Source organism: Paenibacillus jepli, from assembly GCF_047238105.1.
GTDB lineage: Bacteria > Bacillota > Bacilli > Paenibacillales > Paenibacillaceae > Paenibacillus_D.
The window spans coordinates 1,454,860-1,473,469 of sequence record NZ_JBDFMD010000001.1; the positions used below are offsets into that span (position 1 = coordinate 1,454,860).

The following is an 18,610-nucleotide window of genomic DNA, read 5'->3' on the forward strand; positions in this document are numbered from 1 at the left end:
TATAGGAGCCGTGCGCTTCTAATGCAGAACAAATAGCGGTGTCCGCTAGGGACATCGCTATTTTGGTTGATCCGGTCACCCTACACAGCCGTAATCTCCAACATTTCAGCCACAACAGACTGCCGTATGGATCAGTTGGCGCTCTTCATGTGCTTTTCTTTTTGTTGCGCATTGCCCGAAGCACTTTGGTGTCCGGGCGGCTGCCGTCGACGAAAGCGCGGTACTCCGCAGACTCCACCGGGTACAACGCCAACCTTCCCTTGCTATCGAAATGAATGCCCCAGCCGAATTTTTTGGGCAGCATGGACGCGCGCAGGCAAGGCTGAGGCTTGCTCGTAAAAGCAGCTTTAATCGCCTCGCCTTGCTGCAGCAGCTCCTCCTCCGTCATCCCTTTGTGGCGGATATGGGTTTCGATAAGCAACTCGTCTGATGTATAACGATAAGGATTGGCTGCGGCCAGCTCATACTCGATGCCTGCCTTGGTCTTTGATCCGCCTCTTGTTGGGGGGACGACGCCTTGCTCTGCAGGACAATCCTCCGCGACCGCGATAAACGTACCATAATAATTGGTATCCATCCGATTTGATCACCTCAATCTCAAGTAAACCTGGATTATCATCCTTCGTCAAGTCGTATACTTAGCCCTGCGGTCACGGATCATCTTGGCTTCGAACAGACTTATAGTATACAATAGGAGCAGCACATAACACTCTTTGGACAGCCAAAGACAAACAAGAAGGGCGGTTGCTGCACACGTGGAGAAAGATGAACTGATCCTGACGCCGGAAGGGCTGGCCAAGCTCGAAGACGAGCTGCAGGAGTTGAAAACGGTCAAGCGCAAGGAGCTCGCCGAACGCCTCAAAGTAGCGATCAGTTACGGTGATCTGAAGGAAAACAGCGAGTACCACTCAGCCAAGGACGACCAGGCTTTCATGGAGACGCGAATCCTGCAGCTGGAGCGGATGCTCAAGACCGCCAAAGTAGTCGACGCCAGCAGCAGGGCTGCCGGTGTGGTCAGTGTCGGCAGCGCTGTCACGCTGCATGACCTCGAGTTCAAGGAAAACATCGAGTACCAGATCGTAAGCCCGGTGGAAGCGGATGTGGCCGATAACAAGATCTCGTACGAGAGCCCGCTCGGCAAAGAGCTGATCGGCAAGAAAGTCGGAGACAAAGTAAATGTCAGCGCCCCGATGGGCGTCATCACATACGAGCTGCTGGCGTTCAAGGAAGGTTAGGACGGGATGGGCGACTGGGACGGACACGTTAGCGTCTATTTGTAACCAACCCCGGCTCTATGCTACTTCGCCGGACACACGTTCCGCTATTGCTGGGATTGAGGCATAAATGCGCTGTTACCAGACAGATAGCGTACCCTCTGTCCGAAAGTGCTGCCACAAACACGTCATTGTTCGAATTAGCGGCTACTCCGTCCTCTCGAGGGGGGGTGACCAAACAATAAAAAGGGCCCCCGGGCCCTTTTTTTGAATACAAGACGCTCATGCCGCTTGCGCGGCACCACTGATGAATGAAACCTGCGACGCTTGTGCTTATGTAGCTAGTTTGGCTTTGCAAATCTCTTAGGCGTAGAAGTTTCACCTTGATGTCAATAGAAAAAGTTCGGTTGATCAGTTACTGTTCCATCGGTGCGTCTCGCAGCAGCAGTACCTCCACTTGGTCGCCCGCAGCAGCCCCTCGGGAGCCCGAAGGTACGCGGATCAAGCCTTCGGATGCCGGCAGAGAGGCCATCATACCGGACTTGCCGTAGCCGAGCGGGTCCGCTTGCAGACGCCCGTCGCTTACCCGCAGCCGGCAGCGGACGAACCGCTCATGCGGGCTGCCCTTATCGATGCCGTGCCCCAGTTCCGCTTGCAGCGATGCCGGGAGCGGCATGTCGTCGCCCAGCAGCTGCCGGATCAGCGGACGGCCGAACAGCTCGAAGCCGACGAAGCAGGCTCCCGGATTGCCCGAGAGAGCGAGCAACGGCTTGTCCCCGATCATCGCGGCAGAGGTCGGGCTGCCGGGACGCATGGCTACTTTGGTAAACAGCACCTGCGATGGCATACGGCTATATTCGCCCGTCTCGGCGATGCTGCTCATCAGCTCCGCCATGACATCGTAGTCGCCGACCGAGACACCGCCGGTTGTCATCACGCCGTCGCAGGAGGTGAGCGCAACATCGATCGCCGCGACGATCTGGTCGAGCCTGTCCGGCAGCGCCCCGAACAGCACCGGCTCGCCGCCGCTGCGCGCGACCAGCGCCGCCAGCATCGCGCTGTTGCTGTCGCGGATGCGGCCCGGTTCGAGCTGCGCGCCCACCGGCAGCAGCTCGCCTCCGGTCGCGAAGACCGCGATGCGCGGCTTCGCAAAGACCGCCACTTCGGCATACCCGAAGGTGCCGAAGACTGCGATATGGCCCGGCGTGATCAGCGTGCCGGGCCCGGCCAGGGCGCCGCCCAGGCGGAACTCCTCGCCGGGCTGCGCCATATGCTGGCCGGGGGCGGCGGCGTGCTTCACCTGCACCGCCGCCGCCCCGGCCAGCAGCGCGTGCGCCGTCTGCTCCAGCATGACGACGGCGTCCGCGCCCTCAGGCACCGCTGCGCCGGTCATCAGGCGCACGGCCGTGCCGGGCTCGACGATCGCGCGGGAGACCTCTCCCGCCGCGATCGCGTCGATCACCCGCAGCGTCACCGGCTCGCGCGCTGACGCCTCCAGCACATCGGCGCTGCGGATGGCGAAGCCGTCAAGCCCCGCCCGCGGAAACGGCGGCCAGTCCGACGTCGCCGTCAGCGCCTGGGCGAGCCTGCGGCCGCCGCTCTCCCATAGCGCCGCATGCTCCACCGGCCGGGACGTCTCCACCCCGCTCAGCCTGCTCAGCAGCAGCTGCTGCGCCTCCCCGACGGGGACGGCACGGCGATTAAAGCGTGAAAGTTCCTCTTCCCCCACATCCAACATCCCCTCTTGCGCTTTTCTCATATCATACCAGAAATGGCCGCAGCCCCAAAATAAAAGCTGACTATTCCGCCCGCCGCCATTTCCCATCACCCGAGTTTGAGGTACAATGGCACCAGTAAAACGGAAGGAGAATCGGTATGTCCATGCCCTTTGTCGTCCAGATCGTCGGCTACAAAAACGCCGGCAAGACTACGCTGCTCTGCAAGCTGCTGCGGCATCTCAAAGCAAGCGGCCTGCGGGTAGGAACCGTCAAGCATGACGGCCATGACTTCGAGCTTGATCATCCGGGTACCGACACGTGGAAGCATCAGGAGGCAGGGGCTGATGCGGTCGCCATCACCTCTGCCCGTCAGACCGCCTGGATCCGCAAGCAGCCGTCGGAGCTAGCGGACTTGCTCGCAGGGATGACAGATATGGATGTCGTGCTCGTCGAAGGCTTCAAACGAGCGAATCATCCCAAGCTCGTCATGCTTCGCGGCCCGGACGATGCTGTGCTGCTGAAGGAGACGACCCGCATCCTTGCCGTTGTGGCGGCGCAGGGAACTGTGGAGCTGCCGGAGCAGACCGCCAACTTCAGCCGCGATGAGGATGAAGCCATATTCGATTTCCTGCTGGGCCAGATGGGTTAGGGACAAAACCCTGCCCGAAACAGGCACAGCGGACCCACGATCCGTTATTTGTTGGTTTTGTACTCCCTAGCCCCTAGGCAGGTTTTAGGGCCAGAGCAGTAACTCGGCAAGAGTTGGGGCTTTGAAGGAATTGCGGCAAAGGCCTTATTGCGTGGTAATGCAGCATCGAGGATGGTGCATCCAATGCTGCATCCGATGCACCAACCGCGATGCGTTGAATATGAAATTTCATATTCATTTGGCCCGATTTTACCAAAATGCCGCCATGAACACGAAATATCATGCTTATTCTGCAATTATCGGCTCGCCGCCCGAAATAAGCACGAAATTTCATACTTATTCAACTTTCAATGTGAGGTTACACCAAAAAGTTATGATGCCGCCGAGCATGCGACCAAGTGCTGCTTTGGAGCGAGGTGAATGGCCGGCCCGACCGCTATTGCCACGAGATCCCCGGTGCGAGCAGCTCCAACGACCCCTTCTGCCGCTATTGCGGCGCAATCTCCGGTGCGAGCAGCTCCAACGACCCTTTCTGCCGCTATTGCGGCGCAATCTTCGGTGCGAGCAGCTCCAAAGACCCTTTCTGCCGCTATTGCGGCGAAATCTCCGGTGCGAGCAGCTCCAACGACCCTTTCTGCCGCTATTGCGGCGCAATCTTCGGTGCGAGCAGCTCCAACGACCCTTTCTGCCGCTATTGCGGCGCAATCTTCGGTGCGAGCAGCTCCAACGACCCTTTCTGCCGCTATTGCGGCGAAATCTCCGGTGCGAACAGCTCCAACGACCCTTTCTGCCGCTATTGCGGCGAAATCTCCGGTGCGAGCAGCTCCAACGACCCCTTCTGCCGCTATTGCGGCGCAATCTCCGGTGCGAGCAGCTCCAACGACCCTTTCTGCCGCTAATTCCGCACTTTGCAGCCTGACTCCCAGGCATCCTATACGGTATTGAAAAACCCGCCGTCCAGGTGGACAGCGGGCCTTCGTCAGCTTAGTTATTCACTTTGCGCTTCAGTGCTTCGAGCTCTTCATCAACCTTCAGCTGTGCGCCGGGGTCAACAGATGTGCTCGGCGTGCCGCTGTACGTCGGCGCGAAGCCGGTCGTCCGGCTCACAACCGCTTCGGCCTCCAGCTGCATAATCTTCTCTTCCATCCGATGGAAGCCCCGCGATGCCCCGCCTGCCTGGATCACAGGCTGACTGATGACTTGGGACAGCTGTCTGGAGGCTTTGGCCGCTTCGGCCCGCGATGCCAGTTCCTGACGTTTGTTCTTCAGGTTGACGAACTCCTCTTTCATCCGCTCCAGATCGCTTCTGAGCTGCTCGGTATGCGAGCTTAGTTCCACCGCACGATCACGGAGTTCAGTGGCCTGCTTCTCGGCCGCCAGCTTGTCTTCGAGCAGCTTGCGCGCCAGTTCCTCATTGCCTTCGCGGAGCGCATGCTCGGCTGCTTGCTCACGGGATGCGGCCAGCTCGGCTGCTTGCTCCGCACGCTGTTTGGTCATCTGCTCGGATGCCATCTGCTTAGCTACCGTGCGCTCCGCTTCGAAGATCTCATTCTCCATGTCGCGCAGGTATTGATTCAGCATGATCACCGGATCCTCCACGCGGTCCAATGCTTCATTCAACGATGCTCTTGTCATATCTCCCAGACGTTTGAAAATACTCATGATTAGTTATCCCCTTTCTCATAGTTAGCCATTCGCTTCCGCAGTTCATCCAATTCCTTGCGCATCGCCTTCGTCTCCATATCCGCCATCATCCGGTCTACCCGGCCCGGAGCGGCTTCCGGCGCATCATAAGTGCGGTCGGCGGCAGAGCCATAATTCGAATAGGCATTCCAGCTGCCTCCGCCCGCCATGCCGGCCAGTCCATAAGGCGGTTCAGGCGACTTCGGGATGACGAAACCGGCGATGGCGTAGACGAACAATAGTGCGCCATGCGTCAGCACGGTACCGACGATCAGCAGGATCCTCAGCAGCGTGGCGTCCCAGCCCGTCATCTCGGAGATGCCGCCGCAGATGCCCCACAGTTTTCTGTCTCTTGTCGAGCGATACAACTTTTTCATCGTGTTGGCTCATCCTTTCCTTGAAGCTGTCTGTCTCGCTTATGTCTTTATTGTACCGGGTTAAGGGGTTTGGCATAACAGACCAGGGGCGGTTTTTCTACCTAGCTTTAGGTCTAGGTCGGTGCTGCACTTAAGGCGGAGACAAGAAGCCCCACAACGTGGAGCCTTGTCTTCGAAGCATAATCAGGTACTTTGCGGGGGCCCTAGAAACGTATCAACTCAACTTTCGCCTCCAGAAATCGGTAAAGAAGCCTTAATGCAACTGAGTAAATCAGACATCCAATGCTGGAGTTGACGCTGAGTTAGAGTAGAGAGCTTGTTTCCGACTCAAATGCTTGTTCCCGACTGTCAAAGGAATGACCATCCGTACTTTTCCGTCGCGTATTCCGATATACCAGAGTACGGGTCTTAGAAGTTGAACGGCTTGCGACGAGAGGCTGTAAGCACCATTTGGGCTCTTATAGCGTTTGGCTCTTATAGGGCCCTCTTCTTTATCGCCAGGACATGTCTTTCAACAAGCTGACTATTGCTCTTATCATCCGGCTGGATTGGGCGGGGCTGCGGCGAGGACCAGCAAGCAGGAGCCTCCCCCTGTGCAAAAATAGGCCTCGCTTAAAATGAAGCTCATTGGGGCGCGAAAATTGAGTGATTAAAATCCCAGCAAAAACCCCGCTCCTCCATAGTCAAATGAAAGATGCGGGGCTTACAAACGCGCGGTAGATGCTACTTCGCGAGGTCATGCTTATGGGCGTAGATGGCTGCCTGTGTCCGGTCGTCGACATCCAGCTTGGAGAAAATGTTGGTAATATGATACTTCACGGTCTTGATGCCGATGAACAGCTCATCTGCAATATCCTGGTTGGACTTGCCCTCGGCCAATCGCATGAGCACATCCATCTCCCGTTCCGTCAGATCTTCATGGAGCGGTTTCGTCTCCGGCGCTTTGGGCTGACGGAACCGGTTCATCATCTTCGCTGCCACCTGCGACTCCAGCACGGACTGCCCCCGTGAAGCGGCCCGGATCGCGTCGGCGATCTCGCTGGCCCGGGAGGTCTTGAGCAGATAGCTGAACGCCCCTGCCTCGATCACCGGATACATCTTGCCGTCGTCGATATAGCTGGTTAAGACGATAACCTTGCAATCCGGGTGAATCTCCAGCAGCTTCTTGGTCGTCTCGACGCCATCCATCGGCTCCATGACCAGATCCATCAGGACGACCTCCGGCTTGTATGCCTCAGCCAGCCGGATCCCATCCATGCCGTTGCTGGCTTCTCCTACGACCTCGATGCCGTCCTCGGTATCCAGCACGGCCGCGAGTCCGATTCTTACCATTTCATGATCATCGATCAGCAGTACTTTAATTTCTTGTTCCATCGGCTTATTCGCCTCCGCCTTCCTCCGCTATGATCGGGATCCAGATCTCGATCCCCGTACCTTGACCGGGCGCCGTGATAACATGTATTGTGCCGCCCAGCTCCATGACGCGCTCTTCCATGGTCAACAGTCCGTATGAAGTCTGCTTTTTCTCCTCCATGTCGAACCCGATGCCGTCATCCCGTATCGTCAGCCGCAGCTGCTTGCCGTGGCGCTCGATCCGAATGATGAGTTCATTTGCTTTGGCATGCCTCAGCGTATTGGACAACGCCTCCTGGACGATCCGGAAGAGATGGTCTTCCACATGCGGCAGCAGCTGCACGATCGGATCCAGCTCTAGGGTGATCTGCATCGGCACCTTCTGCCGCAGCTCTTCCAGCAGCGTTTGCAGCGCCTGCGCCAGATTTTTGCCATCCAGATGAACCGGACGCAGATGCAGCAGCAGCGCGCGCATCTCCGACTGCGCGACAGAAGCCATCTCCTCGATCAGTTCGACCTGACGGCGGGCCCGCTCGAAGTCCTTCTCCAGGGTACGTCCTACTGCAGTTGCCGTCATCGAGATGGCGAACAGCTGCTGGCTGACCGCATCATGGAGCTCGCGGGCCAGCCTCTGCCGCTCCTCGGTAATCGCCGTGAAGCGCAGCTGCTCGTTGCGGAGCTTCTCCTCTTCCTGCTCCACTGTCTCCTCGGGCTCGTCGTCCGAGTTGATCGTGACGCCCCGGAACCGGTTGCGCTGCTGCTCGGTCAGCCGCTTGATCGTCTGCTTGAGCTTCATGCTCTGCAGATAACTATACACGGCCCCGCTCACCAGAGCTACGCCGATCACGGACAACCCGATGACGGCTGCCGTCCCCTGCAATTGAAACCAAGGCAAATAACCTGTGCCTTGCAGCACAAGGACGAGCAGACCTAGGATGACAAGCAGCCACAGGATCGTCTCCGCCGTGTTGCGCCGGGGAGGATGAACCGGATTGACCGGCTTGGCCGGCGGCTTGCTGCCATTCATGAGTGCACACCCCTTCCAAACTATTTATGTACTCTCCTCTGCGGATGCTGCCATCCAGACGCACGGCGCATCAAGAACGTGCAATAGCAAGCCGGCGTCAAAGCCTGCTTGCTACCTATCCTGCAGGTACCGGGAGTGAGAGGCAAGGCCCCGACACTCCAGGTGCGCAGTGCTTATTCCGATTGCTCCGGTGGATTCAGCTTCGCCTTCATCGCCCGCAGCTGCTCCTCAACCTGCAGTTGCTTGCCGGCATCAAGAGAACTCATGCCACGGTTAGTGTTGCTGTAGTAACCGCCAGGCACGCGCATGACATCGGCTTCCGCTTCCATCTGGACGATCTTCTCCTCCATCCGGCTGAAGCCGCGAGCCGCGCTGCCGCTCTCGATCGTATGCGTGCCGCTGAGCTGGGACATTTGCTTTTTGGCCTTGGCCATCTGTGCCCGGGCCACCAGCTCATTGCGCTTGTTGCGCAGCTGGTAGAACTCATCCTTCATCTCATGCAGCTGCGTCATCAGCTCATCGGCCTGGGATTTGGCCTGTGCATGGAGGTCGCTGTACTCATTTGCCTTCTGATCATAGTATACCTTCTCTTCGAGCAACTTGCGAGCCAACTCTTCATGTCCGGAACGCAGCGCCTGCTCGGCTTTGCTCTCCCGGTCCATGACATGGCGGGCCGCTTCCTCGAAGCGCTGCTTCATGCGGCGCTCGTTAGCCATTTGCTTGGCGACAGTCACTTCAGCCTGATGAATCTCGGCTTCCATATCCCGGAGGTACTGGTTCAGCATGACGACCGGATCCTCCAGCTTATCCAACATTTCATGGAAAGATGCTTTAGTCATATCTCTCATCCGTTTAAAAATCCCCATCTTAACGATCTCCCTTCTCATATCTGGAAAGTTTGGCTTTGAGCTCATCCAGCTCCTTGCGAAGCGCCTTCTTCTCGATGTCGTCCATCATCTCATCCAGATCCGAGGACTTCCTGCCGTAGCGCTCGTCACCCTGCGGCTGCTGCCGCTGCTGGGACTGCCAGTCTGCCGGTCCGGGGCGTCCGTATGGATCGCTGTGCGAAGGACCGGAGTTATAGTACCCTTGGCCTCCCGGGCCGTAGGGGTTGTTGTATCTGTTTTCGAAGCCGCCGCCGAATCCGGTATAGACAGGCGGTTCTTTCGGAACGACCAATCCTGCGAGGATATACACCAGGATCATTGCGCCGCTGGAGAAAATGACCGCCACAATGAACAGCACCCGCAGAAGCGTAGCGTCGATATTCAGCATTTCGGCAACTCCCCCACACAGGCCTAGTAGCTTTCTGTCCCTTGTGGATCGGTACAATTTCTTCATGACGTCATCAACCTTCCTTTTCGAGTTTCCGTTTCAGCTGCTGAAGCTCCTGCTCGATCGTCGAGTGCAGCGAATGCATCGTTGCGTTCGTCTGGTGCATCAAGCGCTCCCCGGCTCTGCGGAGATCCCTCATGCTGATTGCTTCCAGCTCCATATCGTTGATCCGGTCATCCAGCCTGCGGAACATACTGTTTGGATTGCCTCCGGAATCCTGATTATAGCGTGCATTCATGCGCTGCTGCAATCGCAGCGACTCCATCCGCGCCGAGTAGTATTCACGCTTGTCGTATACGCTCTGGTACTCACTCCGCAGCTCCTGGAGATGCGCCTCAAGCTCGTCGATATTCTGCTTGCTTTGCTCATACAGCTCTTTATACTGGGCAGCCCGTTGGTCGTGTGCCGCCTTTTCCTGCAATGCCATCCGCGCCACTTGCTCCTCGCCGGCCTTGAGCGCCGTCATCGCTTGCTGCTCGCGCTTGTCTTTCTGTTGCTCGGCCTGCAGCCATTGGGTCCGCAGATGGTTGCCGTGGCCGGCGTACTGCTGGTACAACCGCTCGGCCTGGATAATCTCTTCTCTGGTGGACCAGAGGAACTGGTCGATCAGCCTGACCGGATCCTCGGCCTTCTCCAGCCGCTCATTCAGCGTAGCTACCGTTATATCTCTCACCCGTTTGAATAAACTCATCGTTTGCCCTCCGCTTCATCAAGAATACTTGTCTGGATCAATAAGCTCGTTTGTTGTTCTTAAACATCGATACGCCGAGGACGACCAGTCCGACCGCTACCAGGAACATGAAAAATCCGGAAAGCTTGCCCAGCAGCATGATCAATCCGATTGCGAACATGACGCCGCCGATCAGCTTGCTGTCGTTTTTGATGCCGACGTAGCCGAGTCCCATGAGAAGGATCGGGAACAGGAAGCCGATAATCGGTCCGAGCGTAATCCCCAAAATCTTCAGTGCGATCCATCCACCCATAATCACCAACAATACTCCGAGCGCTGTTTTGCCATTCATATCAGTGCCCACCACCTTTCTTCGTATATCGGATCCGCGGCCCGAATGCGTCCGGCCGCTTGGCACGTCCGCCTGTCATTCCGCTTCTATGTCTCTATTGTAGGGTGTGACGGGATTTTTCAAAACGGACCTGCGGCGGTTTTTGCACCTAGACTCAGGTCGGGGGAGGTGCCATTCCCGGGTCTCGCCAAGGCCCGGACCGCCTGCAAAGGCGGGGGATGGCGGCGGCCAAGGTGAAACGGCTGCGCCTAAGAGTTTTGCAAAGCAAAACTGGCTTCATATGCATACGGCGCAGCGCGTTTCATTCCGGAGAAATAAAAGCTAAGCAGATGAGAAAATCACATAGGCTTTTATTTGGACAAGCCCGCTTACCGTTTCACGATACGGCGGTATTCACGGGGCGTAAAGCCCGTGTAGCTCTTGATCATGGAGGAGAAATTATGCTCGTCGATGCCGACCTCGCGGGCAATGCCGCCAATCGGCATCTCACCGGCAAGCAGCTGACGCGCGCGGTCGAGCTTGCGGCGGTTGATGTACTGGATCGGCGAGCTGCCGAACACAGCGTGGAAAGCGCGGATGAAATAGTTGGGATGATAATGGACGAGCTGGGCCAGCTCCTCCACCGTCATCCGGCGGTCGAGATTAGCCTCGATATAGCTGGCCACCCGAGTCAGCTTGCCCGGCTGGGCAGCGCCCCCGGGCTCGGGAGGCGGCGACTGGCCGATGGCAAGCGCGATGAGCTGCATCATCGCTGCCCGCGTCTGGAGCACGCTGGCAGGGGTGCGCAGCGCCTGCTGTGCGATCATCGTCCGAAACAGCTGCTGCGCAGCCTCCGGATCGTCCAGATCGAGCACGACCGGCAGACGGTAGAGCTCGAACAAGTCGCGGTTGCCTACCCTGGCCGTGAAGTGACACCAATATTTGTAGTACGGCCGATCGCTGATAGCCGTATAGGATTGTCTGACATGACATGGCATGAGGACCAGCTGATCCTTCTGTGGATAATAAGTTTTGCCGTCTACGACGACCTTGCCTTCCCCCTCCAGGATGAGATACATCCGGTTGAAGCTATGTACGTAATCGTCCCGCCGCCACTCCCTGTCTACCTGCTGCAGGTTGGCCATGATGACATCGGCTTGCAGATGCGCGAGTACGCTGGCCAGGGACTCCGTATCGGGAGAATGGGGTTGCATGAGCATGCCTCCCTTATTTTAGTAGGAATAAGGTTAATATTCACTAATATCAGGTTAGCAAAGCCGGTACCGGGTGTCAACGGGAGCCGTTATGATGGGTTCAATACTCTTTTGGGAGGCGTTAGATGTGACAATACAGCGATTCCATGACAGCCGCGACCGTTTTTTTGACCTCCGGTTCGGCATGTTCATCCATTGGGGATTATATGCGATTCCTGGTTGGCATGAGCAGATTCTGTGGCGCGGGGATACGACCCGAGTGCAGTATGAACGATTAATTCACGAGTTCAATCCCGTCCATTTCGACCCGGAGGCTTGGCTGGATCTGGCACAGGAAGCAGGGATGCAGTACCTCTGCTTTACGACCAAGCATCATGACGGGTTCTGCATGTGGGATACGGAGCAGACGGATTACAATATCATGAATACCCCCTACGGGCGGGATGTGCTGAGACAGCTGGCAGAGGCGTGCCATAGGCGCGGATTCCCGCTGAGCCTGTACTATTCGTGCCCGGATTGGCATCATCCGCATTATCCGAACCAGGGACGGCATCATGAGATGTTCGGCCCGCGTGCGGACGATGAGCCCGATCTGGACCGCTACTATGCGTACGTCAAGGAACAGATCCGCGAGCTGCTCACCGGGTACGGTCCGATCTACCAATTGTTCTGGGATGTGAACGTCGCGGAGTATTATAATCCCGAGCTCAACGCCTATGCGCGGTCGCTGCAGCCCGGACTGCTGATCAATAACCGCGGGCCAGATGACGGGGACTACAGTACACCGGAACGCGAACTGCCGGAAGGGCATGCCTTCGACAAGCCGACAGAGGCGTGCCAGTCGCTCGGGCGCGAGAGCTGGGGCTACCGGACGGACGAGGATGATTACAGCCGCAAATTCCTGATGCAGAGCATCGATCAGATCCTCGCCATGGGCGGCAATTATCTGCTCAATGTCGGCCCCCGCGCCGACGGCACCATCGCAGAGAACAACATTGCCACCCTGCGCGCGATCGGCTCGTGGTTCGGCAAAGTACGGGAAGCGTTCGACGGGACGTATCCGGCCACTTACCTGAAATCGGACAATTATGACCAGGTGCTGCTGACGCGCAAAGGCAACCATATCTATGTCCATGCCTGCCGCGACTTGCAGACGAGCAGTGTGACATTAAAGCCGCTGGATCGGCTGCCGACCCGGGCCGTACTGCTGAATGACGGCCGCGAGCTGCCGGTGCGTTTGGCGCTGCTGCCCTGGTATTGGCAGGAGAAGCCGTATCTGCAGATCCAGGCCATCCCTGTGGACGAGTATCCCGGCGAGGTGCTGGTAATCCGGTTGGAGTTTGAATACTGAGAAACGCTCTGGGGGCAGGGCGTCCTTCGCCTCCTTCCAGCTTGCGTAGAACTTGCTTGGTTAGGTCAGGGAATCCTGGCTCCGCCAGCAAAAACCCCCGGGCCCCTGCTTGATCAGCAGGGGCCCGGGGGGGATGGTAAGAGGCGCGACGGTAGGGGCGGCTGTGTCGACAGCATAAGTGTCGCACGCTTCCCCATCCCGAATAGCCTATGAACTCGATTTTTCATATTCATTCGTCGCATAGGACGTAAAAAACGCAATCGAGTTCGAAAAATCAAGTTCATTCAGCGTTTTTTTCAATTTTCCTTGAAATAAGCTCGAAATGTCATGTTCGTTGGATTGGCCCGCTGCCTCGCTGGGTCGCATTCACCAGGAGGAACAGACCCGACATCAAATGGAGGAACCAGCCGACGAACGGGATCCATGCCAGCAAAGACGTTACAATGCCTATAGCCGGGCCGTAAGCCGGCTCATGATTGGACCGGGACAGCACATACGTAACCAGATGCACGATAAGCATGATGCCGAGCAACGTGTAATTACTGGCAATGATCAGGGCCCCTCCCAGGACTGGGATGGCCAAAAACAATTCGGCTAAACCTGCAAAAAACTTTAACAACCGTGACAGGGTCATGATCAAACACTCCTCCTTTTAACATCCATTACCCACGTTCATTACCCAAGTTGACTGAGGTCGAAGATGCCAAAGCAGCAGTTATTAGGTTGCGCGACCAGCTGCACGTCAATTACAAGCGGGAATCTCCCGGTCTGAAATCGGGCGGCAGCTATTAAATAGTATATTCCAGCAGGCAAGCCCCTGTCACTTCTCCCCTCCCACATACTCCTCCAGACAGACGCCCAGGCGTTCCATCTCTTCTGCCGCTTCTCGTCCCACATAACGGAAATGCCAAGGTTCGTAACGCGTGCCGGTCAGATGCGTTTTATCCCGCGGATAGCGGAGAATAAAACCGAAGCGGCTGCAGTTTTGCCCCAGCCATTCATACACTTCCCTGTTTGTCGAACGGACCTTGTCCGCATTAATATCCACTGCAATTCCCAGTTGATGCTCGCTGTGATCCGGCAGCGCTACCCAAGCTTCGGCCAGCTCTCTGGACGCTTCTGGCGAGTGTCCATCTGCGCGGCAGGCCGCGATCTTCTCTTCCATAATCCGCTGCTGGGTTGCCCGCGTCCGATACCCGGATCTCACTACAGTATAATGACCTTCAGCCCTCGCGGCATCCAGCATCTGCTGAAGCGCCCGGCGGATCCGTGCATCGACGGACTCGCCGCCGGGAAGCTGCACCAGTTCCATCATATAGTCTTGCGGAATCGCATGCCATCGGTTCACCAGCCGCAGCCGCCAGTCGCGGTTGCGGGCAGCTTTTCGGTCTTTTGGATTCGCAGATGTATGCCATGTCCCGCCGAAGCTCAATAGCGCACTGATGATGAACAGCAGGGGAGCTGTGGTTCGTTTGATATTCATGATGCCCAGCCACCTTTCATGTTAGCCTGTCCGGCTTGATGTCTCTATCTTACCGGGATTCGGCGGGCAGGGTTTGAGTTTTGACTTAGCAAAACCTTAAGAAAGCTTAATCATTTTCGTAAGATCACCTCCCTGTGCTTTTCATCTTCCTTAATCTCCCTGCGTATCCAGTGATAATCCAACAAGCCTGCCAAAACCCGGTGCTGGGAACCGCGTGCGGCAAGAGCCGCTGCGCCTTATCGACAAATCCGGTTATGCCGTCAGCCGCAAGCCGATGATGCAGCCGATGACTCCCAGCATGGCGACGATCCGCAGGGGCGATACCGATTCCCGGTACAGTATGATCACCAGCCCAGCCGCGCCCAATGTGCCGATCCCGGCCCACACGGCATAGGCGGTGCTGAGAGCGATGGTCTCCAGCGCCCTTGAAAGCAACATCAGGCTCATCGCGAACGCTCCGAGCATCAGTCCGTAATTGCCCCAGCTATCTTTCACCGATGCCCGCTTGAGACCGATGAAGCCGACCATCTCGAAGCCGCGTTACGACTGATCATTGGCTGAGTCCCCCTTTGCGCTCAACAATACATCCATCATCTGGCCGATATAATCCATCAATGCTTGGTCGTGACCGTACACTGGCGACTTGCCGCTGTCCCCGGGAGCAAGCAGATGCCAATATTTGGACAGCAGAATCTCGTTGCCCTCAAATATCGACAGCGCCCAGCGGTACAGCTGCTCCGCCATCGCCTGCGCTTCTGCGGCCCCAGGCGAAGCCTTGTTATCCATTAGGGTGCGTATGCCGCCGAGCAGCCGGATATAGTCCTCCACTCGGGGATCCGCGCTGCCCATCACCGGCAGACTGCTGAGGATGCGCTGCTCTTCCGGCGTAAATCCCTTCTCGTCAAAGCTCGCCGGGATGACCTCTCCCTCCACCTCGCGATGCTCCAGTTGGCCGAGCAGACCGAGGATCTCCGCGGCATGCAGCTTGCCGCTTGTCCCGATCGCATGGATCACCGATTGCAGGAGAACCCGTTTTCTCGTCAATTCACGCTGCATATTTTCGATCCAGACGATCTGCTGCTTTAGGGACGCTACCCAGACAGCAGTTTCATCCTCACCGGAAGAAGTCTCGCCAGCAAGCAATTCTCTAATACTCTCCAGTCTATAACCCAGTGACTTCAGCAGCAGAATCTGCTGCAGGCGGATAAGATCGCGCTCGCTGTAGCGCCGGTATCCATTTGCCCTCACCTCATTGGGTCAGCAGACCGATTTCATCATAATAATGCAAGGTCCGGCGAGTGACTCCGGTAAGTTTAGTCATCTTATTTACACTGTACATCCGCGTTCACCTCTGCTTCAGTATAAACTGTTACGTATACGTAAAGGTCAAGAGGCGAGATCGTTTTCTAGATCCCAATGACAAATGCGGAGCTCTGGTCGCGGATCGCCTTGACCACGCTCATCGCGACGATATAGCCGGTCTTGGGGTTGCGAGCGGAAGGCGTGTTCTGGAGCTCCAGACGAATCCGGCCAAATCTGCCGCTAGCCGAGATCTCATGCGTGTTGCTGGCAATGCCGGGGTCGACGATGACCTTGACCCTGGTCTCGTCCATCCCGATGCCTGCCAGACTAAGGGCAGCCGAGACATTGACGCTCTCCGGGAAGAGGAGCGCCGCCTCACGGGCTGCGCCTTCATAGGCCGTGTACGGTTCTGTTAACCCGGCCAGATCGACTTGCTGCTCGATGACCGTGCCATACCAAGCCTGCGGAGGCTTGCGGGTCGTCAGCGACACCTGCTCGATCGGTCCCAGGCTGCCGGCAGCGATCCGGTCGAGTCCGCCGATCGCTCCGGATGGAATAATGATCCTGCGTCCGGACGCCTCCGCCGTCCGTTTGAGCTCGCTTAGCAGCGTCTCATCCGCCAAGGCGCCGACGCTGACGACGATCAGGTCGGCCCCGCGCGCCAGCGCATCCCGCCCATACAGCCGAACCGCTTCGTGCCCCGCCGCTTCGACGACGATCGTCGGCTTCGTGCTGTGAAAGGCCTCCGCATCCTCGACGATCCAGGGCAAGAGCGGGTGCGCTGCCCAACGGCTCCGCTCGCGTACCAGGATGGCCGCCAGCTCCGCCGCTCCAGCCGACTGCGCGCGGATCGCTTCCGCCACATCCTCGCCGATCGTGCCCAGACCGATAATTCCTATTCGATTCATAAGTCATCATCCACCTTTCTAATTCTATTCGATCATTGGTTTATGGCATACCATAAACCAATGTATTGTGCTATAATGAGCCCATACTATAAAGGAGGGATGCTCGTGCCAACCGTCACTTTTCAAACATCCGGCAAGACGATCGAAGTGGAACAGGAAAGCAATCTGCTCCGCACCTCGATCCGCTACGAAGGCTCCGTCCCCTACAAATGCGGAGGCGGCCTGTGCGGTACATGCAAAGTCCGGATCGTTGAAGGTCAGGACAATCTGAGCCGTATCATGAAGAAAGAAGTCGCCCGGCTGGGACAGGATAAGCTGGACGAGGGCTATCGGCTGGCTTGCCAGACCTTTGTCTCGGGAGACGTGACGATCGCCTGGGGAGAAGAAGACCTGGCCCGCTTGAACAAAATCGCCCAGCGCCGCATCAATGCGGCGCAATGAAGAAATCCCGTCCGCCCTGGGAGAACCGCAGCACCAGCGCGGTTCCTTCTTGCTTTTGGACCAGGCGGGCCAGAGCGGCCTGGCGCCTAAGCAGCAGGCATGCGCGCTGCCGCTTGTCGCAGCAAAGGCCGGAGAGACCCGGACGGCATCCGCGCCGCCGGCCTGCTCCGGCCTTCTCTACATCTGCTGCCGCAAGGGCTCAGCTGATTTGAACGATCTTGTTCTCCTCGTCCAGATCCAACTCGAAGATCTCCTTGACGATGTCCTCCACCGTATCCGACTTGGGAAACACCTTGAGCGGGATCACGTTGTCGGGGAATACTTCTTTCACGCCCTGGATCGTAATCCGGATATCGGGATCGACGATCTTGCAGATGGTGAAGGTCGACATCTTCTTGCCGAAGAAATGGTATTCGTACTCCGCCACCTTCTCCAGATGGGGATGGTCGGTCACCGTGCGGTACCGCTCGGTTGTCGTCATCAGCACATAATCGCTCATGGGTCGTTCCCCTCCTAATCGCTACTCTTGGCTGAACTCGAGATCAGCCGTAATATAAAGCTGGCATGCAAGCCGGTAGCCTTGCGCAAGCCGTTCGCCCAGCATTTTTTGTTCTTTCCAATTGGGCTCCTGCAACGATTCGCCGCCGGCGATGACGCGGATGGTGCACTTGGTGCATTTGCCCATGCCGCAACCATACTTCAGGTGGGGAAGCTTCTTGACCCCCGCCAGGACGACCAGATTGCTGCCCTCTTGCACCTCTTGCTCGTATGTCCCGCCCTGCTGATGCAATGTGATGTTGGGCATCGACGCACCTCCAACTCTTCCTGGCTACTCCTTGGCCAGGACTTCCAAGTATGCTTTCTTCGCATTCTCCACATGTATCTTGGTCAGATTCTCCGCGAGCTCCGCTTCGCCCGCCATGACGGCCCGCGCCAGATCGAGATGCTCTTCCATCGCTTTGCGCAGCCTCCCCGGCAGCTCATAGGCCAAGTGGACGAATGCCTGCACATACTCCGACAGACTGTCGATCATCGCCTGCAGCCGCGGGCTGCGCGCCGCCTCGAAGACGACGGCATTGATCTTGAAATGAATCCGCCAATGCTCCTCGCGCAGCACATTGTGCTCCAGCGCTTCTTCAATCTCAGCGATAATCTGCCGCAGCTTGTCCTTCTGGGGTTCCTCCGCCCGCTGGGCAGCCAGCTTCATCGCCAGACTCTCGGTGACCGACAGGATCGTGAAGATCTCGACGATCTCTTCCGGCGACAGCTTGGAGACGACGACGCCTCTGCGCGGCAGCGTCTTCACGAAGCCCTGCGACTCGAGACGGAACAAGGCTTCGCGGATCGGCGTGCGGCTGACGTTCAACTGCCCGGCCACCTCGCGCTCGACGATCCGGTCTCCGGATTTGTAGACACCGTGGACGATCGCTTGCTTCAGATATTCATAGACCTTGTCGCGGATGGGGCTGAGCTCTTCATCTTTCCAGATCACGGGGCCTTCTGGCATGTCGTATACCTCCGAATTGGGTTGTTACTCCATAGTGTATACGAAAC

The 18,610-nt window shown here is 57.4% G+C and carries 25 protein-coding genes; 5 read left to right on the forward strand and 20 right to left on the reverse strand.

Annotated elements, in window-relative coordinates; all coding sequences use genetic code 11:
• Nucleotides 1-145: 145 nt before the first annotated feature.
• A complete protein-coding gene (locus ABC336_RS06520) occupies nt 146-577 on the reverse strand; it encodes a DUF6157 family protein (protein ID WP_413237904.1) in 432 nt (143 codons plus the stop codon).
• 178 nt (nt 578-755) lie between these two features.
• Between ABC336_RS06520 and greA the strand changes: the two genes are divergently transcribed.
• A complete protein-coding gene (greA, locus tag ABC336_RS06525; RefSeq protein WP_413237905.1) occupies nt 756-1,235 on the forward strand; it encodes a transcription elongation factor GreA in 480 nt (159 codons plus the stop codon).
• A 394-nt stretch (nt 1,236-1,629) separates the two neighbouring features.
• Here greA and ABC336_RS06530 read toward each other — a convergent pair whose 3' ends face one another.
• Nucleotides 1,630-2,952, reverse strand: coding sequence for a molybdopterin molybdotransferase MoeA (locus tag ABC336_RS06530; protein ID WP_413237906.1), 1,323 nt, complete (start codon nt 2,950-2,952; stop codon nt 1,630-1,632).
• A 137-nt stretch (nt 2,953-3,089) separates the two neighbouring features.
• Between ABC336_RS06530 and mobB the strand changes: the two genes are divergently transcribed.
• Together mobB and ABC336_RS06540 are read left to right on the forward strand one after the other, a co-directional pair.
• The gene (gene mobB / locus ABC336_RS06535; protein WP_413237907.1) at nt 3,090-3,581 is read left to right on the forward strand and encodes a molybdopterin-guanine dinucleotide biosynthesis protein B; all 492 of its coding nucleotides are present in this window, start codon (nt 3,090-3,092) and stop codon (nt 3,579-3,581) included.
• 398 nt (nt 3,582-3,979) lie between these two features.
• A complete protein-coding gene (locus ABC336_RS06540) occupies nt 3,980-4,480 on the forward strand; it encodes a hypothetical protein (protein WP_413237908.1) in 501 nt (166 codons plus the stop codon).
• An 85-nt stretch (nt 4,481-4,565) separates the two neighbouring features.
• On the opposite strand, the gene ABC336_RS06545 is transcribed toward ABC336_RS06540, so the two are convergent.
• The 9 genes from ABC336_RS06545 to ABC336_RS06585 form a co-directional block, all read right to left on the reverse strand.
• Entirely contained in the window at nt 4,566-5,243 is a 678-nt protein-coding gene (locus tag ABC336_RS06545) for a PspA/IM30 family protein (RefSeq protein ID WP_413237909.1), read from the reverse strand.
• A gap of 2 nt (nt 5,244-5,245) precedes the next feature.
• On the reverse strand, nt 5,246-5,641 hold the full coding sequence (locus tag ABC336_RS06550; RefSeq protein ID WP_413237910.1) for a PspC domain-containing protein: 396 nt from the start codon (nt 5,639-5,641) through the stop codon (nt 5,246-5,248).
• Nucleotides 5,642-6,364: 723 nt separating this feature from the next.
• Nucleotides 6,365-7,015, reverse strand: coding sequence for a response regulator (locus tag ABC336_RS06555; RefSeq protein WP_413237911.1), 651 nt, complete (start codon nt 7,013-7,015; stop codon nt 6,365-6,367).
• 4 nt (nt 7,016-7,019) lie between these two features.
• Nucleotides 7,020-8,021, reverse strand: coding sequence for a sensor histidine kinase (locus ABC336_RS06560; RefSeq protein WP_413237912.1), 1,002 nt, complete (start codon nt 8,019-8,021; stop codon nt 7,020-7,022).
• A gap of 173 nt (nt 8,022-8,194) precedes the next feature.
• Nucleotides 8,195-8,887, reverse strand: a complete 693-nt coding sequence (locus ABC336_RS06565; protein ID WP_413237913.1) for a PspA/IM30 family protein — start codon at nt 8,885-8,887, stop codon at nt 8,195-8,197.
• 1 nt (nt 8,888) lies between these two features.
• Nucleotides 8,889-9,362 carry a PspC domain-containing protein gene (locus ABC336_RS06570; protein ID WP_413237914.1) on the reverse strand — a complete coding sequence of 158 codons (474 nt, stop codon included), beginning with the start codon at nt 9,360-9,362 and terminating at the stop codon, nt 8,889-8,891.
• A gap of 7 nt (nt 9,363-9,369) precedes the next feature.
• Entirely contained in the window at nt 9,370-10,047 is a 678-nt protein-coding gene (locus ABC336_RS06575; protein ID WP_413237915.1) for a PspA/IM30 family protein, read from the reverse strand.
• Nucleotides 10,048-10,084: 37 nt separating this feature from the next.
• Nucleotides 10,085-10,378 (reverse strand): LiaF transmembrane domain-containing protein, encoded by a 294-nt coding sequence (locus ABC336_RS06580; protein ID WP_413237916.1) that lies wholly within the window; start codon nt 10,376-10,378, stop codon nt 10,085-10,087.
• 368 nt (nt 10,379-10,746) lie between these two features.
• Nucleotides 10,747-11,571, reverse strand: coding sequence for an AraC family transcriptional regulator (locus ABC336_RS06585; RefSeq protein WP_413237917.1), 825 nt, complete (start codon nt 11,569-11,571; stop codon nt 10,747-10,749).
• Nucleotides 11,572-11,698: 127 nt separating this feature from the next.
• Between ABC336_RS06585 and ABC336_RS06590 the strand changes: the two genes are divergently transcribed.
• Entirely contained in the window at nt 11,699-12,922 is a 1,224-nt protein-coding gene (locus ABC336_RS06590; protein WP_413237918.1) for an alpha-L-fucosidase, read from the forward strand.
• 325 nt (nt 12,923-13,247) lie between these two features.
• Here ABC336_RS06590 and ABC336_RS06595 read toward each other — a convergent pair whose 3' ends face one another.
• The 6 genes from ABC336_RS06595 to ABC336_RS06620 all read right to left on the reverse strand — a co-directional run bounded on the left by ABC336_RS06595 (nt 13,248) and on the right by ABC336_RS06620 (nt 16,615).
• Nucleotides 13,248-13,556, reverse strand: coding sequence for a hypothetical protein (locus ABC336_RS06595; RefSeq protein ID WP_413237919.1), 309 nt, complete (start codon nt 13,554-13,556; stop codon nt 13,248-13,250).
• A 186-nt stretch (nt 13,557-13,742) separates the two neighbouring features.
• Nucleotides 13,743-14,405 (reverse strand): M15 family metallopeptidase, encoded by a 663-nt coding sequence (locus tag ABC336_RS06600; RefSeq protein ID WP_413237920.1) that lies wholly within the window; start codon nt 14,403-14,405, stop codon nt 13,743-13,745.
• Between the two features lie 252 nt (nt 14,406-14,657).
• Nucleotides 14,658-14,933, reverse strand: a complete 276-nt coding sequence (locus ABC336_RS06605) for a DMT family transporter (protein WP_413237921.1) — start codon at nt 14,931-14,933, stop codon at nt 14,658-14,660.
• A gap of 12 nt (nt 14,934-14,945) precedes the next feature.
• The gene (locus tag ABC336_RS06610; RefSeq protein ID WP_413237922.1) at nt 14,946-15,653 is read right to left on the reverse strand and encodes a MerR family transcriptional regulator; all 708 of its coding nucleotides are present in this window, start codon (nt 15,651-15,653) and stop codon (nt 14,946-14,948) included.
• A 1-nt stretch (nt 15,654) separates the two neighbouring features.
• Nucleotides 15,655-15,744 carry a MerR family DNA-binding transcriptional regulator gene (locus tag ABC336_RS06615; protein ID WP_413237923.1) on the reverse strand — a complete coding sequence of 30 codons (90 nt, stop codon included), beginning with the start codon at nt 15,742-15,744 and terminating at the stop codon, nt 15,655-15,657.
• A gap of 67 nt (nt 15,745-15,811) precedes the next feature.
• A complete protein-coding gene (locus tag ABC336_RS06620; protein ID WP_413237924.1) occupies nt 15,812-16,615 on the reverse strand; it encodes an aspartate dehydrogenase in 804 nt (267 codons plus the stop codon).
• 99 nt (nt 16,616-16,714) lie between these two features.
• On the opposite strand from ABC336_RS06620, the gene ABC336_RS06625 reads away from it, so the two are divergent.
• Nucleotides 16,715-17,056 (forward strand): 2Fe-2S iron-sulfur cluster-binding protein, encoded by a 342-nt coding sequence (locus ABC336_RS06625; RefSeq protein ID WP_413237925.1) that lies wholly within the window; start codon nt 16,715-16,717, stop codon nt 17,054-17,056.
• 199 nt (nt 17,057-17,255) lie between these two features.
• On the opposite strand, the gene ABC336_RS06630 is transcribed toward ABC336_RS06625, so the two are convergent.
• From ABC336_RS06630 to ABC336_RS06640, 3 genes are read right to left on the reverse strand one after another with little or no spacing between them, the layout of a single operon-like run.
• The gene (locus ABC336_RS06630) at nt 17,256-17,555 is read right to left on the reverse strand and encodes a hypothetical protein (protein ID WP_413237926.1); all 300 of its coding nucleotides are present in this window, start codon (nt 17,553-17,555) and stop codon (nt 17,256-17,258) included.
• 21 nt (nt 17,556-17,576) lie between these two features.
• Nucleotides 17,577-17,861: a 2Fe-2S iron-sulfur cluster-binding protein gene (locus tag ABC336_RS06635; RefSeq protein ID WP_413237927.1), complete on the reverse strand. Its 285-nt coding sequence runs from the start codon at nt 17,859-17,861 to the stop codon at nt 17,577-17,579.
• A 24-nt stretch (nt 17,862-17,885) separates the two neighbouring features.
• Nucleotides 17,886-18,563, reverse strand: a complete 678-nt coding sequence (locus ABC336_RS06640) for a GntR family transcriptional regulator (RefSeq protein ID WP_413237928.1) — start codon at nt 18,561-18,563, stop codon at nt 17,886-17,888.
• Nucleotides 18,564-18,610: the final 47 nt, after the last annotated feature.

Bases quoted from the DNA above. Each gene is read 5' to 3' on its own strand.
- ABC336_RS06520 (WP_413237904.1), bottom strand. From the start codon at position 577: ATGGATACCAATTATTATGGTACGTTTATCGCGGTCGCGGAGGATTGT.
- ABC336_RS06530 (WP_413237906.1), bottom strand. From the start codon at position 2,952: ATGTTGGATGTGGGGGAAGAGGAACTTTCACGCTTTAATCGCCGTGCC.
- mobB (WP_413237907.1), top strand. From the start codon at position 3,090: ATGTCCATGCCCTTTGTCGTCCAGATCGTCGGCTACAAAAACGCCGGC.
- ABC336_RS06545 (WP_413237909.1), bottom strand. From the start codon at position 5,243: ATGAGTATTTTCAAACGTCTGGGAGATATGACAAGAGCATCGTTGAAT.
- ABC336_RS06550 (WP_413237910.1), bottom strand. From the start codon at position 5,641: ATGAAAAAGTTGTATCGCTCGACAAGAGACAGAAAACTGTGGGGCATC.
- ABC336_RS06555 (WP_413237911.1), bottom strand. From the start codon at position 7,015: ATGGAACAAGAAATTAAAGTACTGCTGATCGATGATCATGAAATGGTA.
- ABC336_RS06560 (WP_413237912.1), bottom strand. From the start codon at position 8,021: ATGAATGGCAGCAAGCCGCCGGCCAAGCCGGTCAATCCGGTTCATCCT.
- ABC336_RS06565 (WP_413237913.1), bottom strand. From the start codon at position 8,887: ATGGGGATTTTTAAACGGATGAGAGATATGACTAAAGCATCTTTCCAT.
- ABC336_RS06570 (WP_413237914.1), bottom strand. From the start codon at position 9,362: ATGAAGAAATTGTACCGATCCACAAGGGACAGAAAGCTACTAGGCCTG.
- ABC336_RS06575 (WP_413237915.1), bottom strand. From the start codon at position 10,047: ATGAGTTTATTCAAACGGGTGAGAGATATAACGGTAGCTACGCTGAAT.
- ABC336_RS06580 (WP_413237916.1), bottom strand. From the start codon at position 10,378: ATGAATGGCAAAACAGCGCTCGGAGTATTGTTGGTGATTATGGGTGGA.
- ABC336_RS06585 (WP_413237917.1), bottom strand. From the start codon at position 11,571: ATGCAACCCCATTCTCCCGATACGGAGTCCCTGGCCAGCGTACTCGCG.
- ABC336_RS06595 (WP_413237919.1), bottom strand. From the start codon at position 13,556: ATGACCCTGTCACGGTTGTTAAAGTTTTTTGCAGGTTTAGCCGAATTG.
- ABC336_RS06600 (WP_413237920.1), bottom strand. From the start codon at position 14,405: ATGAATATCAAACGAACCACAGCTCCCCTGCTGTTCATCATCAGTGCG.
- ABC336_RS06605 (WP_413237921.1), bottom strand. From the start codon at position 14,933: ATGGTCGGCTTCATCGGTCTCAAGCGGGCATCGGTGAAAGATAGCTGG.
- ABC336_RS06615 (WP_413237923.1), bottom strand. From the start codon at position 15,744: ATGTACAGTGTAAATAAGATGACTAAACTTACCGGAGTCACTCGCCGG.
- ABC336_RS06620 (WP_413237924.1), bottom strand. From the start codon at position 16,615: ATGAATCGAATAGGAATTATCGGTCTGGGCACGATCGGCGAGGATGTG.
- ABC336_RS06625 (WP_413237925.1), top strand. From the start codon at position 16,715: ATGCTCGTGCCAACCGTCACTTTTCAAACATCCGGCAAGACGATCGAA.
- ABC336_RS06630 (WP_413237926.1), bottom strand. From the start codon at position 17,555: ATGAGCGATTATGTGCTGATGACGACAACCGAGCGGTACCGCACGGTG.
- ABC336_RS06635 (WP_413237927.1), bottom strand. From the start codon at position 17,861: ATGCCCAACATCACATTGCATCAGCAGGGCGGGACATACGAGCAAGAG.
- ABC336_RS06640 (WP_413237928.1), bottom strand. From the start codon at position 18,563: ATGCCAGAAGGCCCCGTGATCTGGAAAGATGAAGAGCTCAGCCCCATC.